General features: G+C 65.2%; 14 protein-coding genes. 3 read left to right on the top strand and 11 right to left on the bottom strand.

The genetic code is table 11. The features are described 5' to 3' along the window. Nucleotides 1-5 precede the first annotated feature (5 nt). The 8 genes from LCM4576_RS02840 to otnK form a co-directional block, all read right to left on the bottom strand. The gene (locus LCM4576_RS02840) at nt 6-1031 is read right to left on the bottom strand and encodes an ABC transporter ATP-binding protein (protein ID WP_071030415.1); all 1026 of its coding nucleotides are present in this window, start codon (nt 1029-1031) and stop codon (nt 6-8) included. Next, on the bottom strand, nt 1028-2011 hold the full coding sequence (locus LCM4576_RS02835; protein WP_083354752.1) for an ABC transporter ATP-binding protein: 984 nt from the start codon (nt 2009-2011) through the stop codon (nt 1028-1030). The genes LCM4576_RS02840 and LCM4576_RS02835 overlap by 4 nt, the downstream gene beginning before the upstream one ends. Continuing rightward, complete coding sequence (locus tag LCM4576_RS02830; protein WP_407067356.1) at nt 2011-2775, bottom strand: ABC transporter permease; 765 nt, start codon at nt 2773-2775, stop codon at nt 2011-2013. Before LCM4576_RS02830 ends, LCM4576_RS02835 begins: the two co-directional genes overlap by 1 nt. A 68-nt stretch (nt 2776-2843) precedes the next feature. Further along, complete coding sequence (locus LCM4576_RS02825; RefSeq protein WP_071030411.1) at nt 2844-3857, bottom strand: ABC transporter permease; 1014 nt, start codon at nt 3855-3857, stop codon at nt 2844-2846. Between the two features lie 30 nt (nt 3858-3887). Then, entirely contained in the window at nt 3888-5375 is a 1488-nt protein-coding gene (locus LCM4576_RS02820; protein ID WP_244510603.1) for an ABC transporter substrate-binding protein, read from the bottom strand. A gap of 262 nt (nt 5376-5637) precedes the next feature. Further along, complete coding sequence (locus LCM4576_RS02815) at nt 5638-6348, bottom strand: GntR family transcriptional regulator (protein ID WP_083361281.1); 711 nt, start codon at nt 6346-6348, stop codon at nt 5638-5640. 127 nt (nt 6349-6475) lie between these two features. Further along, nucleotides 6476-7126 carry a class II aldolase/adducin family protein gene (locus LCM4576_RS02810; RefSeq protein WP_071030407.1) on the bottom strand — a complete coding sequence of 217 codons (651 nt, stop codon included), beginning with the start codon at nt 7124-7126 and terminating at the stop codon, nt 6476-6478. After that, the gene (gene otnK, locus LCM4576_RS02805; protein ID WP_071030405.1) at nt 7126-8403 is read right to left on the bottom strand and encodes a 3-oxo-tetronate kinase; all 1278 of its coding nucleotides are present in this window, start codon (nt 8401-8403) and stop codon (nt 7126-7128) included. The genes LCM4576_RS02810 and otnK overlap by 1 nt, the downstream gene beginning before the upstream one ends. A gap of 109 nt (nt 8404-8512) precedes the next feature. Between otnK and LCM4576_RS02800 the strand changes: the two genes are divergently transcribed. After that, complete coding sequence (locus tag LCM4576_RS02800) at nt 8513-9739, top strand: aminotransferase class III-fold pyridoxal phosphate-dependent enzyme (protein ID WP_071030403.1); 1227 nt, start codon at nt 8513-8515, stop codon at nt 9737-9739. Nucleotides 9740-9751: 12 nt separating this feature from the next. On the opposite strand, the gene LCM4576_RS02795 is transcribed toward LCM4576_RS02800, so the two are convergent. The 3 genes from LCM4576_RS02795 to LCM4576_RS02785 all read right to left on the bottom strand — a co-directional run bounded on the left by LCM4576_RS02795 (nt 9752) and on the right by LCM4576_RS02785 (nt 12511). Then, nucleotides 9752-10429 (bottom strand): GntR family transcriptional regulator, encoded by a 678-nt coding sequence (locus LCM4576_RS02795; protein ID WP_071030401.1) that lies wholly within the window; start codon nt 10427-10429, stop codon nt 9752-9754. A gap of 220 nt (nt 10430-10649) precedes the next feature. Next, a complete protein-coding gene (locus LCM4576_RS02790; RefSeq protein ID WP_071030399.1) occupies nt 10650-11627 on the bottom strand; it encodes a transketolase family protein in 978 nt (325 codons plus the stop codon). Then, entirely contained in the window at nt 11624-12511 is an 888-nt protein-coding gene (locus LCM4576_RS02785) for a transketolase (protein ID WP_071030397.1), read from the bottom strand. The genes LCM4576_RS02790 and LCM4576_RS02785 overlap by 4 nt, the downstream gene beginning before the upstream one ends. Nucleotides 12512-12614: 103 nt before the next feature. Here LCM4576_RS02785 and LCM4576_RS02780 point away from each other — a divergent pair, with 103 nt between their 5' ends. Together LCM4576_RS02780 and LCM4576_RS02775 are read left to right on the top strand one after the other, a co-directional pair. Further along, entirely contained in the window at nt 12615-13982 is a 1368-nt protein-coding gene (locus tag LCM4576_RS02780) for an aminotransferase (RefSeq protein WP_071030395.1), read from the top strand. 42 nt (nt 13983-14024) lie between these two features. Then, a complete protein-coding gene (locus tag LCM4576_RS02775) occupies nt 14025-15458 on the top strand; it encodes an NAD-dependent succinate-semialdehyde dehydrogenase (protein ID WP_071030393.1) in 1434 nt (477 codons plus the stop codon). The last annotated feature ends 14 nt before the right edge of the window (nt 15459-15472 follow it).

Raw genomic sequence — 15472 nt, 5'->3', positions numbered from 1 at the left:
AGCTTCTAGCTGGCTACGGCCAGCCCGCGCCGGGCGCGTCCGACCTCGGCTCCGGCTTGCGCTGTCTCGTCGGGCGCGAGGTGGCAGGCCACCATCTGGCCGGTGCCGGGCGTGGCGCGCAGCGGCGGCRCTTTCTCCCGGCAGATGTCGCGCGCCAGATGGCAGCGCGGATGGAACCGGCACCCGGATGGCACGTCGGCCGGATTGGGCGGATCGCCGGTGAGCATGATGCGCTTCCACCCAACCTGGCGGCGCGCGGCAAGCGTCGGCGCGGCCGACAATAGCGCCTGCGTGTAAGGGTGCAGCGGCCGCTGCATGATTGCGTCGGCCGTTCCCTGTTCGATGATGATGCCGAGATACATCACCGCGATGCGGTCGGCGACATGGCCGATGACGTCGAGGTCATGCGAGATGATCAGGTAGGAGATGCCGCGCTTGCGCTGGATCTGCAGCATCAGGTTGACGATCTKCGCCTGGATCGACGGATCGAGBGCCGAGGTCGGCTCGTCGGCGACGATGATTTCCGGGTCGAGCGCCAGCGCCCTTGCGATGGCGATGCGCTGCAGCTGGCCGCCGGAAAACTGGCCAGGCAGTTTCCGGATATCGATGTTCTCCAAGCCGACGAAGGAGAGAAGCTCGCGAATGCGCGTCTCAAGCTCGGCGCCAAGCTTGACGCCATGCGTGTCGAACGGCTCGCGCATCACTTCGGCGATCGTCATGCGCGCGTTGAGCGAGGCGAGCGGATCCTGGAACACGGCCTGCAGGCGACGGCGGATCGGCAGCATGCGTCGGCTGGCGAACCCGGTCACGTCGACGCCGTCGAAGCGCACGCGCCCGTCCGTCACGTCGACCAGCTTGAGGGCCAGCCGGGCGAGAGTGGACTTGCCGCATCCACTCTCGCCCACCAGCCCTAACGTCTCCCCCTTGCCCACGGTAAGCGAAACGCCGGCCACCGCCTGCACCGCACGGCCGCCGCGGCGCTGCGAGAAGGTCTTCGAGACGGCATCGAGTTCGAGAAGCGCCATGGTCAGCTCCTCGCGGTTTCAAGAGGCATGGCGGCCTCGATGGGATGATGGCAGGCAAGCTCGACGCTGCCGAATTTCCGCCGCGGCGGTTCGATCGCCTTGCAGTCGTCCTGCGCGCGCGGGCAGCGCGGATGGAAGCGGCAGCCGGCCGGGAAAGCGCCCAGTCCGGGCGCACCGCCGACGATGGCGTTAAGGTCCTGCTTGGCAGGCGTCTGCGAGATCATGGCGCTGGTCATCAGCGCGGCGGTGTAAGGATGCGAGGGCTGCAGCATGATGGCGTCGGCCGGCCCGACCTCGGCGATGCGGCCGGCATAGAGCACGAGGATCCGGTCGGCGACTTCGGCGACCACGCCCATGTCGTGGGTGATCAGGATGATCGTCAGCGAAAGCTCGCGCTTCAGTTCGGCAAGCAGCTCGAGCATCTGCGCCTTGATGGTGACATCGAGCGCCGTCGTCGGCTCGTCGGCAATCAGCAGGCTCGGGCCGGCGGCCAGCGCCATCGCGATCATGGCGCGCTGGCGCATGCCGCCGCTGATCTCGTGCGGATAGGCAGAGGCGACGCGGCGCGGATCGGGAATGCGCACGCGCTCCAGCATCTCCACCGCGCGCTTTCTTGCCTCGGCGCGGCTGGCAAGGCCGTGCGCGGTCAGTGTCTCCGCGATCTGGTCACCGACCGGCCAGACCGGGTTCAGCGAGCTCAGCGGGTCCTGATAGATCAAGCCGATCTCCGGGCCGCGCAGCTTGCGCAATTCGGCGTCGGGTCGCTTCAGCATTTCGCGATTCTTGAAGCGGATCGAGCCGGAGACGAAGGCGGTGGGCGGCTGCAGGCCGGCGATCGACATGCCGGTCAGCGACTTGCCCGAGCCGGACTCGCCGATGATGACGAAGGTCTCGCCCTCGGCGACGTCGAAGGAAATGCCGTCTACAGCGACGAGGTTCTGGCCCTCGCGCTGGAAGCCGATTGCGAAGTCGCGGACCGACAGGATCATGCGGCCCGCCTCGACGCGAGCGCATCGCCGATCAGCGAGAAGGCGGTGGCGGTCAGCATGATCATGGTGCCGGGAAAAACCAGATACCACCAGGCCGAACCAAAATAGGGGCGCGAGTCGCGGATCAGCAGGCCCCATTCCGGCGTCGGCGAATTGGCGCCGAGGCCGAGGAAGGAAAGGGCGGTGACGGCGACCAGCGCGTAGCCGATGTCGGTGGTGACGCGCACATTCACCTCCTGGACGACGAAAGGGATGATGTGGCGGCGCAGGATGGTCATCTCCGACACGCCGAGCGCGCGGGCGGCCTMGACATGCGGCCGCTCGCGCAGGCGCAGCACCTCGCCGCGCACCAGCCGCGCATAGCCCGGCCACCAGATGATGGCGAGCGACAGCRCCACGCTGTCGAGCCCACGCCCGATCGAGGCGGCGACGGCGAGCGCCAGCACCAGCGCCGGGAAACCGAAGAACAGGTCGACAATGCGCATCATCAGATTGTCGACGCCTTGGCGCGCCATGCCGGAGACCGCGCCATAGATCACGCCGAACAGAGCGGAAGCGAAGACGATGGCGATCGCTACGCCAAGCGAATAGCGGGTGCCRTAGACGATGCGCGAGAGGACATCGCGGCCGCCTTCGTCCGTGCCGAAGATATGGGTGAGGCTCGGCGGCTTCAGCCGGTCGGCCATGGCAAGCGCGATCGGGTCGTGCGGCRCAATCAGGCCGGGCAGAAGCGTGAAGGCGGCCAGGATCACCAGCACCAGCAGCGCGAGCGGCAAGAGCACGCCCTTCGGCCTCGCGATGGTCCGGCGCGTGGGCTCGGTGGAAATGCTCATGAGCCGACACTCTGCACGCGCGGATCGATCACCGGATAAAGCAGATCCATCACCAGGTTGATGATGACGAAGCCCGCCGTCGAGACGATCGCCAGCGCGATCACCGGCGWATAGTCGAAGACCTGGAACGACTGGTAGGCGTAGAGGCCGATGCCGGGCCAGTCGAAGATGACCTCGACCAGGATCACCCAGCTGATCATGTAGCCGAACTGCATGGTGGTCGCCGTCAGGATCGGCGACAGCGCATTGCGCAAGATGTGCTTGAACAGGATGCGGTTGGGCGACAGGCCCTTGCCACGCGCCGTGCGCACATAAAGCCGGCTTTGCTCCTGGATGAGGGCGGCGCGCGACAGCCGCGTGCCGACCGCGAGCAGGTTGACGACAATGGTCGCGGCGGGAAGCGTCAGATGCTTCAGGCTGGCGARAAAGGCCGAGAGGCTGCCGGCCAGCAGGGAGTCGACCAGCAGGAAGCCACTGACCACGGGCGGCGCCGTCTCGCGGATCGGGAAGCGCGCGCCGAGCGGCAGCCAGTGTAATTTGTAGAAAAAGAAGAACTGCAGCGTCATGCCGAGCCAGAATACCGGGATGCCGGTGCCGACCATGGTGATGAGGCGGATTGCGCCGTCCACCGCGCCGCCGGGGCGGCGGGCGGCGAGCACCGCCAGCGAGAAGCTGACCGCCAGATAAAGGACGAAGCTGACGATCAGGAGTTCCAGCGTCGCCGGCAGATACTGCTTGAGGTCGGTGCTGACGCTGCGGCGCGTGCGGATGGACTCGCCGAGGTCCCCCTTGGCGAGGCCGATCATGTAGGAAGCGAATTGCTCCGGCAGCGGCCGGTCGAGACCGTGCTCGACGCGGATGCGCTGCACGGTCTCCTCGGAGGCGTTCTGGCCGGCCAGGAAGGCGGCAGGGTCGGCCGGAACGACACGGCTGAGGAAGAAGGTTATGACCGCGACGGCGATGAGGACGACAAGACCCCAGACCAGACGCTTCAACAGGAAGGCGATCACAACCGTGCCGTCCGCATGCTCACCCCGCTATTACTTGCTGTACATTTCCCAGAACCGGGCGTTGATGTACTCGGCCGGATCGATGCGGTAGCCGCCGATGCGGTCAGGCTCGGGCACCACGGTCTTCGGCCGCGCGGTCCAGATGATGTAGTGCGAGTCCACCACGATATCGGCCGCCTGCTTGAGCAGCTTGCCGCGCTCGACGGCGTCCGAAATCGTCGGCAGCTTCGCCACGAGGTCCTGCAGCGTCTGGTCGAAGAATTTGCCCGAATTGTAGAACCCGCCCTTGAGGTAATGCGCGGAGAAGAACTTGGTCGCATCCGAAGGGCTGAGGTTCGCGTTGCCGAGCACGAAGCAGTTGCTCTTGTCGGATTTGATGGCGGTGATCGCCTCGACGAAAGGCTGCTCCTCGATCTCGACAGTGACGCCGAGCTGCTGGGCCGAGGATTGAAGCACGGTCGCGGCGAAGCGGAATTCCGGGAAACCGGCAGGCACCGAGCATTTCATCTTGGCGTTGGCGAGACCCGATTTGGCTAGCGCCGCCTTGKCRCCWTCGAGATCGGTCTTGATTTCGGCCTCTTCCTTTTCCGGACTGCCGGGGAACCAGGAGGGGACCGGGCCGCGGCCGACTTCGGCCTTGCCCTGGAAGGATTGCACCATGGCGTTGTAGTCGAACGCCTTGACCAGCGCCTCGCGGAAATCCTTGTTGTTGGTCGGCGCCAGATCCATGTTGAGATAGATCGCCGGCCAGGCCCACAGATTGTTGCCTTCGACCAGATGGAAGCCGCTGCTGGTGCCGATGCGCAGCGCCTCGTCGAGCGGCACGAAATTGGCGAGGTCGAACTCGCCGCCCTCAAGGCCGCGGGCGCGGTTGGCGCCGTCGGTGACGAAACGGTCGAGCACGCGGTCGAACGGCTTTTCMGGGAACTTGCCCCACCATTTGTCGTTGCGCTTCAACTCGATCTGGGTGCCGCGCGTCCAAGACACGAATTCGTAGGGACCGGTGCCGTTGGCGTTCTCGTTGAACCACGCCTGGCCGAGGTCGTCCTTGTGCTTGGCGATGTCCTCGTCGGACAGCATCTCGATGCGGCTGAGGTTGGAGGCGAGGAAGACTGTCGGCGCCTTGGTCTCGATCTTGACGGTCTTGGGATCGACCACCGTGACGCTGGCGATGTCGTCGACCAGATAGGACTGCCCCTGGCCGATCTTCAGCAGCCGGTCGAGCGTCGCCTTGACGTCGTTGGCGTCAAAAGCGGTGCCGTCGTGGAAGGTGACGCCGTCGCGCAGCTTGAAGGTCCAGATCTTGCCATCCTGTTTCCATTCCGTCGCCAGCGCCGGCAGCAATTTGGATGGGTCATCAAGGTCGAAATCGACCAGTCGATCGTAGATGTTGCGGGTGACCGTGAACTCCCAGTTCACATTGGYCTTGGCCGGGTCGATTGTGCTCGGCTCGCCGGCATCGGCATAGACGAAGGTGGACGCGTCGTCGGCGAAGGCAGAGTAGGAGACGCCGCCCATCAAGAGGCCGAGCGCCAGTCCCAAAATCCCATTGCGAAGCTTCATTGTTCTCCCCTTATTTTTGACCTCTGGAAATAGAATATATCATATATGATGGAGGTCGCAAGCGCGCATGACGACGTTTCCGCGCTGCGCGGCCGACGGCGAAATCGAGGACAGACGCACGTGGAGGCGCGGCGAAACGGCTGAGCCTCAGAGCCCATCCGGGAGCTTGTCCGGGATGGAGCGAGTTCTGGATTTTGAGGTACGGGAAGGGGCTGGACTAGCGCCGCGACCGCCGCGGCGGCTCGTCTTCGGCGTCTTCCTTGCTCTCGATCGCCGCGAGGTGCTCGACGAATTTGCGGCCGCCTTCGATCAGGTCCTGCTCGAAGGCGCGCCGCAGCGCCGCTTCGTCCTTGGCGCGCAGGGCGGCGATCACGTTGACGTGCTGGTGCCGGCCTTCATAGGTCGGGTGGCCGTGCGGGTAGAGCAGGCTGAGYAACGGACCGGCCTGGATCCACAATCTCTCGATCATCTCGATCAAATGCGGCATTTCCGATTTGCGATGGACGGCGAAGTGGAAGTCGTAATTGTGCTGAAGCGCGGCCGCGTAGTCCTTGGTGCGCTCGGCCTCGATCAGCTTCTTATGGATGTCTTCGAGGGTTTTCAGGAACGGCTCGTCGATATGCGGCATCGCCTTTGAAGYGGCATAGGGCTCGAGCACCAGCCGGATGTCGCGCAGCTCGAGATATTCCTTGAGGCTGATCCGCCGCACGCGGATGTAGTAGCCCGGCTTCATCTCCAGCGCGCCGTCCTTGACGAGCTGGAAGATGGCTTCGCGCACCGGCGTCTCGCTGGTGCCGAGCTGCTGGGCGAGGTCGCGGATCTTCAGCCGGTCGCCCGGATRCAGCCTCGCCGACATAAGCTCCTGGCGCAGGCGCAGGTAGATCTGCGAGGACAGGCTTGTGGCCTGAATCTCAGGCAGGTTCTGCATTTCAGCGGACTCGCTTTTGCATCTGGCCGACTGTCCTCATGACCACACAGCACCAGGCATGTCCATATCGCGGCCCAGGGCGCGTTCGAAAATCCGGTTCATATCCAGTTCCTTGCGCCCACACCCGTCAGCCGGGCAGCAAACCCGTTCCGTAGTTGCCGTAGCGCTTGCCGACACGCGCCATCTCCTCTTCAGGGAGCAGCACCGGCGCGCCACCTTGCAATGCCATCAGATACTGGCGYGCCAGGGTTTCGAGTTTCACCGTGGTCTGGAAGGCGGCTTCCAGCGTCTTGCCGATGGCGATCATGCCGTGGTTGGCGAGCAAACAGGCGGTGCGATCCTTGAGCGCCTCGACCGCCGACGTTCCGAGGTCGGCCGTGCCGAAGGTGGCGTAGCGAGCGCAGCGCACATCGGTGCCGCCGAAGGCCGCGACCATGTAGTGAAACGACGGCAGCGGCTTGCACAGACATGCCAGCGCAACGCAAGCATCGGCATGGGTATGGATCACCGCGTTGGCGGCCGGGTAGGCATTGAGGATCGCGGCATGYATGTGCCATTCGCTCGATGGAATGCCTTCGCCCCTGATGGCGCCCTGGGGATCGACTTGGACGAGCCGGTCCGGCGTGAGATTGCTGCTGTTGGCTCCCGTTGGTGTGATCAGCATGCCGCCTGGCACCCGCCGGCTCACATTGCCGCTGTTGCCGTGGTTGAAGCCTTTCTCCTGCAGGCGGCCGACCGTCTCGATAATGGCGTTGGGCAGATTGTCTTCGTTGATCATCAGTGCTCCGGATGCCGCATGGATTCCAGCGTCGGCAAGAACATGTCCACAGGCCCCAGCTTTCCCGATTTGAGGCTGAGGGCGACGATCTCGCCATCTTCCGTCGTCGCGCGGGCGATGCCTGGACCCTGGTAGGCGCCGATCCTCAGGCGATCTATTCCGAGCTGCTCGACCACCGTGCCGGACGTCTCGCCGCCCGCGACGAGGAAGCGCCGGACGCCGCGCTTGCGGAGTTCCACGGAGAGCCGGCCTAGAATAGCCTCGGCGAAGCTTGCCGCGCCTTCGCGCCCATGTCTTGCCTGCGCGGTGCCGACCTGCTCCGGACCGGCGGAGGTGGCGATCGCGATCGGGCCGCCTTCAAGATGTATGCCCGCCCAGGCGAGCGCCGTCTCAACCGCCGCATCGACGCTTCCGGCCGAAGCGATGTCGATGCGGTGCACCGGCCTTGCCTGTTCGAACGCCGCGAGCTGCTCCAGCGTCCGTTCCGCACAACTGCCGGCCAGCACGACACCGGGGCTTTCGACCGCCGGCAGGGGGCGCTTCGGCGGCGCGTCGTCCAGYCAGCCGCGCTTGCGCCAAAGCGCGGGGTAGTGGCGGATGACCGGCGCGTTGCCGGTCATCAGCGGCCAATCGACGGTGAGCGCCGCGACCGCGGCAAGATCCTCGGCATAGATCGCGTCCATGATGACGTGCCGGATACCTTGCGCGACCAGCTGGTCGACAAAGGCTTGCCGGGTGGCAGGCTCGGCCCGCACGACATTGTGCGGCAACAGCCCGACGGCGAGTTTCGATTGCCGCTGCAACACGCGGACCAGGTTGGGATCGGTCATCGGGGTCAGTGGATCGAACCGTTTCGGTGATTCCGACACGAGTTGGGCGCCGACGAAGAGATGGCCCTGGAAGACGCTGCGCGCGAGATCGCCGGAGCTCGGGCAGAAGCCGGTTTGGGAAGCACGCGTCAGGGCAARCAGCCTATCGGCCACCGGGCCGATATTGCCGTCGTCGGTGGAATCGAAGGTGGCGCAATATTTGAAGAACAGCCGCCTGACGCCGATGTCGAGCAGCCGCTGTGCCGCTTCTTCCGATTTCCGCACGRCCTCGGCGGCGGGAACGACGCGGGTCTTTTGCGCGACGACCACGGCGGGCGCGTTGGCGAAATGCCGGACCAGGGCAGGCCTGGTCACGAAACCGCAGTCGACGCCGAGCGCCACCAGCATCGCGGCGGTTTCCATGCCGCCGGTGAGATCGTCGGCGACGATGCCGATGATGGGCTGCATTTTCTCCGCGTCCCCGAACTATTGTGCGCGGATGATACATGATATATCGAGTGCTGCAAACAAGTCTTGGCGAGTCGGGCGGAACGACGCCAGACGGGGGCATCTTTCCATGGACCAGCATTCAAAGAGCATCGACGGCGCCTTGCGTGCCCGGGCACAGCGCGTCATCCCCGGCGGCATGTGGGGGCATCAGAATGCACCGCGTCTGCCGGCCGGCTATCCGCAATATTTCTCCCGGGCGCAAGGGTGCCGGACCTGGGACGCGGACGGCCGCGAATATATCGATTTCCTCTGCGGCTGGGGGCCGATGATCCTGGGCTATGGCGATGCCGACGTCGAGGCGGCGGCCGACAGGCAGCGCGCGCTTGGCGATGCGATGAACGGGCCGAGCGAACGGCTCGTCGAATTGGCGGAACTGATGGTCGAGACCGTTCCGCATGCCGATTGGGCGATGTTCTCCAAGAACGGCACCGACGCCACGACCGCCTGCCTGACGATCGCTCGCGCGGGCACCGGGCGCCRCAAGATCCTGGTCGCGCGCGGCGCCTATCACGGCGCCATTCCGTGGTGCTCGCCATCGGTTGCGGGCGTTACCGAGGAAGACCGCGCGCATCTGGTCTATTACAACTACAACGATGTCGAGAGTCTCGAGGCCGYGGCCGAGCTGTGCAAAGGCGATCTCGCCGCGATACTGGTCTCGGCCTTCAAGCACGACCTTGGCAAGCCGCATGAATTGCCGATCGTGGCGTTCGCGCGAAAGGCCCGCGCGCTCGCCGACAGCGCCGATGCCGCGCTGATCGTCGACGACGTGCGTGCCGGCTTTCGCCTCGCTATGGGTGGCAGCTGGGAAACGGTCGGCGTGCGGCCCGACATGGCCGCGTGGAGCAAGGCGATCGCCAACGGCCATGCGCTGGCCGCCGTCACCGGCAACGACCGCTTTCGCGAAGGCGCGACACGCATCTTCACCACCGGCTCCTTCTGGACCGCCGGCGTATCGATGGCGGCCGCGATCGCAACGATCCGGAAGCTCAGCGCGGTCGATGYCGTGGCGCATATGCGGGCCATGGGCCAGCGCCTCCGCGACGGTCTCGACGCGCAGGCGCGGAAGCACGGCGTGCCCTTGCGGCAAAGCGGGCCGGTGCAGATGCCGGTGCTTTTGTTCGAGAACGATATCGATCGCAAGCTCGGCGACACGTTCTGCCTGGGAGCGCTCGCCCGCGGCGTCTACCTGCATCCGGCGCACACGCTGTTCCTGTCGGCGGCCCACCAGGAGGCCGATATCGACAAGGCGCTGGCGGTGACGGACGAGGCTCTGGCAGCGGTCGCGCGGCTATAGACCTGAGAAAGGTTACGGCGCGACGAAGCCTTCGTGTCCCTGCAGGAAGCGCAGGAAATCCTCGCCGCCCAGGATGAGGTCCCGCTCCATGGCGGCGCGCGCCTTTTCCGAATTCTTCTCGCGCAAGCCCTCGATCACCGTCAGATGCTCGGCGGCGCCGACATATTTGTGCTCGCCTTCCTTGAAGAAGACAGTCAGCATCGGCCCCATCGAAACCCACAGGCTCTCGATATGGGCGACCAGCATCTCCATGCCGGAGAGCCGGTAGACGGTGAAATGGAAGTCGCGGTTGTAGCGGAATGAGAGCTCCGGATCGCCGGCCCGGTCCGCCTTCTCGAAGACTTTCTGGATGGCGGTCAGCTTTTCGATGTCTTCCTTGGTCGCGTTCTGCGCGGCGAGCCCGGCAGCAAGGCCCTCCAGCGACAGTCTTATGGTGCGCACCTCCATATAGCGCGCCAGCGTCAGCGCCGGCACGGTGACGAAACGGCCCGAGCGCAGCTCCAGGCCGCGCTCGCTGACCAGCCGCAGGCAGGCTTCGCGGGCAGGGGTGACGCTGGTGCCGAGCTGGTCGGCGAGATCCTGCATCACCAGGCGCTGCCCCGGCCGGAACTGCCCCGCGATCAACCCTTCGCGAAGAGCGACATAGGCGCGCGCGGAAAGGTTGCCTTGCTCGAGCGGCTGAATGTTCACGGCAAAGGTCTCCTCGGCATTGTTGTGTGGCGTCTTCTGCCGGCGGTGATTCTACAAGATATAACCAATAGACGCTTTTTTCTTCACTGTATTGTAGAGCCTGCTGGAGCAGGATGACGTTTCGTTGAATCGTCATCCTGCCCAGCTCTTTGTTGGAGCATGATCTTTCCCGAACCGGTTCCCACTTTTGCTACGCTGACCTGCGGTTCGGGATCGTGCTCTAAGCGAGCAGGGATTGCGCGACGCTTTCGACGCCCGCCGCATCGAGYTTGTAGTGACGGTAGAGATGGGTCGGCGGCGCGATGAGGCTGTACTCGTCCTTGATGCCGTGCCGGACGAGCCGTGCGCCGCCGCCTTCCTCGGCCAGCACTTCGGCGACCGCGCCACCCAGACCACCAAGGATATTGTGCTCCTCGACGGTGAGGATGATGCGCGACTTGCGCGCCGCCGCCATCACCGCCGCGCGGTCGAGCGGTTTGATCGTGTGCATGTCTATGAGGCCGACGGAGTGGCCCTTGCCGTTCAAGGCCTCCATCGCCTGCTTGGCCGAGTGTACCGCCATGCCGCAGGCAATGATGGTGATGTCGTTGCCGATGCCGTGAACCACCGCCTTGCCGAATTCGAACGGGCCGTCCTTGCCATAGACGGCCGGATCGTGGCCGCGCGAGATGCGGAAATAGATCGGCTGTGGATGATTGACGGAAGCGCGCAGCGCYGCGGCGAATTGCGGGCCGTCCGCGGTCGAGACGACAGTGAGGTCGGCGATCGCGCGCATGATGGCGATGTCTTCCGTCGCGTGATGCGAGGTGCCGTAGAAGCCGAGCGAGATGCCGGTGTGATGGCCGATCAGGCGGACCGGCTGCGCGCAATAGGCGACGTCCATGCGAATCTGCTCGCAGCAGAGCAGCGCCAGGAAGGAGGCGAAGGTGGCGACATAGGGCATGACGCCGGTGGTGGCCATGCCGGCCGCGGCCGAGACCATGTTCTGCTCGGAAATGCCGAACTGCGTGAAGCGCTCCGGGAAGCGGCGTGCGAAGCCGACAAGGCCGTTGGAGTGCTGCAGGTCGGCGGTGCCGGCAACGACCGGATGACCGGCCTCGGCAAGCTCGATCAGCGTGTCGGCCAAAGTCGCGAGCGAGGGTGCACGCTTGTTGAGTTCGCGGTACTGCCAGCTGTCGGGATGCAGGGCCGCGCTCATTGCGCACCTTCAAGGATCATGTCGCGGGCGCGTGCTTCGTCTTCCGGCGCGAGATAGCCGAGATGCCAGCCGGGTTCGGTTTCCATATAGTCGATGCCCTTGCCCTTGACCGTTCTGGCGATGATRCAGCAGGGTTTTTCGCGGCCGGTGTCTGCCTTGACCTTGCGCAGCAGGTTGGCGAGCGCGACGACGTCGTGGCCGTCCACCTCATGCACCTCCCAGCCGAAGGCGCGCCACTTCTCATCCAGCGGCTCGACCGCGGCGACGTCGTCGACTTTGCCGTCGAGCTGATAGCCGTTGCGATCGACGATCGCGACGAGCCTGCCCAGCCGATGGGTGGCGGCGCTGATGGCGGCCTCCCATACCTGTCCTTCCTGCATCTCGCCATCGCCGAGCAGGACGAAGACGTTGAAGTCCTTTCCGTGGAAGCGGCCGCCGAGCGCCATGCCGACGCCGTTGGAGAGGGCATGGCCGATCGAGCCGGAGCTGAAATCGACGCCGGGCACCTTGCGCATATCGGGGTGATCGCCAAGCGGGCTGCCGAGGCGGGTGTAGTCGTCGAGCCAGGAGCGGCCGAAGAAGTCGAGGTCGGCGAGGATCGGGAACTGGCCGACCGCCGCATGGCCCTTGCCCATCAGGAAGCGGTCGCGATCGGGCCAGCCCGGCTCGCCACGGCGCAGCCGCATCGTGTCGTAATAGAGCGTCGAGAAGATCTCGGCGCAGGAGAAGACCGACGAGTAGTGGCCGACCTTGGCGATCGAAATCAGCCTGATCGTTTCCAGCCGCACGAAGCGCGCGCGCTCGCGCAGGCGGGCAGCCTGTTCGTCCGATATCCCGTCATTGCCGCTGTTGCTCGGCCACCGGCTCGCGCCTGAGGACGCCATGGTCGATCTCCTCCATTTCCGTTTATCTGACCCTCGACAACTTATAAGTTATAAGATATTTGGTTGAGCCGCAAGAACAATCATTCGCCCTAGGGAACAGGAAATGCTGCACAATTCGGCTCGGGCCATCGACATGAGCCTGCATCTGCATTCGCAGACGGACCCGCGACGGCACGAGCAGGACGGGCCGTTGATCGTCTCCGGCGGCGACGGCGTCTATGTGCGGGACGATGCCGGAAACCGCTATATCGAAGGCATGGCCGGGCTATGGACGGCATCGCTCGGGTTCAACGATCAGAGGCTGGCCGCAGCCGCGGCCGCCCAATTCGCCAAGCTCGCCAACTACCACACCTTCAACCATCGTTCGAACGAGCCTTGCATCGATCTGATCGAACAGCTCGCGGCGGTCTCTCCGATTTCATCGTGCAAGATATTCCTCGCCAATTCCGGATCGGAAGCCAACGATTCCATGATCAAGCTCGCCTGGTACTATCAGGCGGCGCGCGGCAAGCCGGAGAAGCGCCGCATCATCAGCCGCAACGGCGCATTCCATGGCAGCACGGTGATGGGCGCGGTGCTGAGCGGGCTGCCGCATATGCACCGCTCATTCGGCATGAACACCGATGACATCCTTTATGCCGGCAAGCCGCATTTCYACCGCGAAGGGCAGGAGGGAGAGAGCGAGCAGGCGTTCGCCGACCGGCTGATCGCCGAGCTGGAGGCGATGATCCTTGCCGCCGGCCCCGACACGATCGCCGCGATGATYGCCGAGCCGGTGATGGGGGCGGGCGGTGTCATCGTGCCGCCGACGGGTTATTTTCCGAAACTGCGCCAACTGCTCGACAAGCACGACATCCTGCTTCTGGCCGACGAAGTGGTCTGCGGCTTCGGCCGCACCAGCAACTGGTTCGGCAGCCAGACTTTCGGCTTCAAGCCCGATATGTTCTCGGTCGCCAAGGGCTTGTCCTCCGGCTATCTGCCGATCGCGGCGGTGGTCGTGTCTGACAAGACCTACCAGTCGATCGCCGACGAGGGGCACCGCAACGGCGTCTTCGGGCACGGCTTCACCTATTCGGGCCATCCCGTCGCCTCGGCCGTCGCGGCGGAAGCGTTGCGCATCTATCACGAGATCGACGTCGTCGGACGTGCCCGAACTCTCGGCGCCCGGATGCTGGAAAAGCTGCGCGATGCGCTTGCCGATCATCCGATGGTCGGCGAGATCCGCGGCGTCGGCCTGGTTGCCGGCGTCGAGCTGGTCGCCGACCGACGCAAGAAACAGGGCTTTCCGGCCGAGGCCAGGGTTGGCGCGCAGGTCGAACGCGCCTGCCGGGCCCGCGGCATCATCCTGCGCAACATGGGCGACGTGCTGGCGCTCTGCCCGCCTTACATCATCGAGCCGGACCAGATCGACGAACTCGTCCGCGCGCTTTTCCTCGCCATCGAAGACACAAGGGAGAGCCTCTCGCTCTGAGGCTTGGCTGCCATGACAATCACCATCAGACAGGACAAAAGCATGTATCCGGAGATCGGGCTTTTCATCGACGGCAAATGGGGACCGGCCGCCGGCGGCAAGACGCTTGAGGTGCGCAACCCGGCCACCAACGARGTCATCGGCTCGGTTGCGATGGCAGGCACTGCCGATCTCGACCGAGCGCTCGCAGCGGCCGAACGCGGCTTCAAGGTGTGGCGCAAGGTCTCGGCCTTCGAGCGCGGCAAGGTGATCCGCGAAGCCGCGCGGCTGATGCGCGAGCGTGCGGGCAGGATCGCCAGCCTGCTCAGCCTCGAACAGGGCAAGCCGCTGGGCGAGGCGACGATCGAGGTCCTGGCCTCGGCCGATATCCTCGACTGGTTCGCGGAGGAAGGGCGCCGCACCTACGGCCGTATCGTGCCGGCGAGAGCCAGCAACGTCCACCAGCTGGTCGTGCGCGAGCCGGTCGGCCCGGTCGCGGCGTTCACGCCGTGGAATTTCCCGGTGTCGCAGACGATCCGCAAGATCGGCGCGGCGCTCGCCACCGGATGCTCGATCATCRTCAAGCCGCCGGAAGAGACGCCCGCTTCGCCCGCCTGCCTCGCCGACGCCTTCAAGGATGCCGGGCTTCCCGACGGCGTGCTCAACCTCGTCTACGGCAACCCGCCGGAGATTTCGAGCTACCTGATCCCGCATCCGGTGATCCGGAAAGTGTCCTTCACCGGCTCCGTTCCCGTCGGCAAGCAACTTGCGGCGCTCGCGGGACAGCATATGAAGCGCGTGACCATGGAGCTCGGCGGGCATGCGCCGGCGATCGTCTTCGACGACGCCGATCTCGACAGCGCGGCGAGCCTGCTGGCGGCAGCCAAGTTCCGCAATGGCGGCCAGGTCTGCGTCTCGCCGACACGTTTCCTGGTGCAGGAGAAATCCTACGCGCCGTTCCTCGACAAGCTCGTCGGCCATGCGCGCGCGATGAAGGTCGGCGACGGGCTGACTGAGGGCACCCGCATGGGGCCATTGGTCAATGAACGGCGGCTGCAAGCCGTCGAGGCGATGATTTCCGAAGYGGTGGCCGAGGGCGCAAAGATCGAGACCGGAGGCAAGCGCATCGGCAACAAGGGCGCCTTCTTCGAGCCGACCGTGCTCAGCGATCTCAGCCCCGGCATGCGCATCATGAACGAGGAGCCGTTCGGCCCGGTGGCGCTGGTGATRCCGTTCGCGACGTTCGACGAGGCGGTGGCCGAGGCAAACCGGCTGCCTTACGGGCTCGCGGCTTACGCCTTCACCCGTTCGCTGAAGACGGCGACCGAGCTTGGCGCCGAGATCGAGACCGGCATGCTGACGACGAACCATCTCGGCCTGGCGCTGCCGGAGGTGCCGTTCGGCGGCGTGAAGGACAGCGGCTACGGTTCCGAAGGCGGCTCGGAAGCGCTGGAGGCCTATCTCGTCACCAAGTTCATCAGCCAGGCCGGATTCTAGTGTCTTCCGCTTGG

This window comes from Mesorhizobium sp. LCM 4576 (assembly GCF_001854815.1).
In the GTDB taxonomy this organism is placed as follows: Bacteria; Pseudomonadota; Alphaproteobacteria; order Rhizobiales; family Rhizobiaceae; genus Mesorhizobium; species Mesorhizobium plurifarium.
This window is presented reverse-complemented; position numbering and strand designations above follow the sequence as displayed.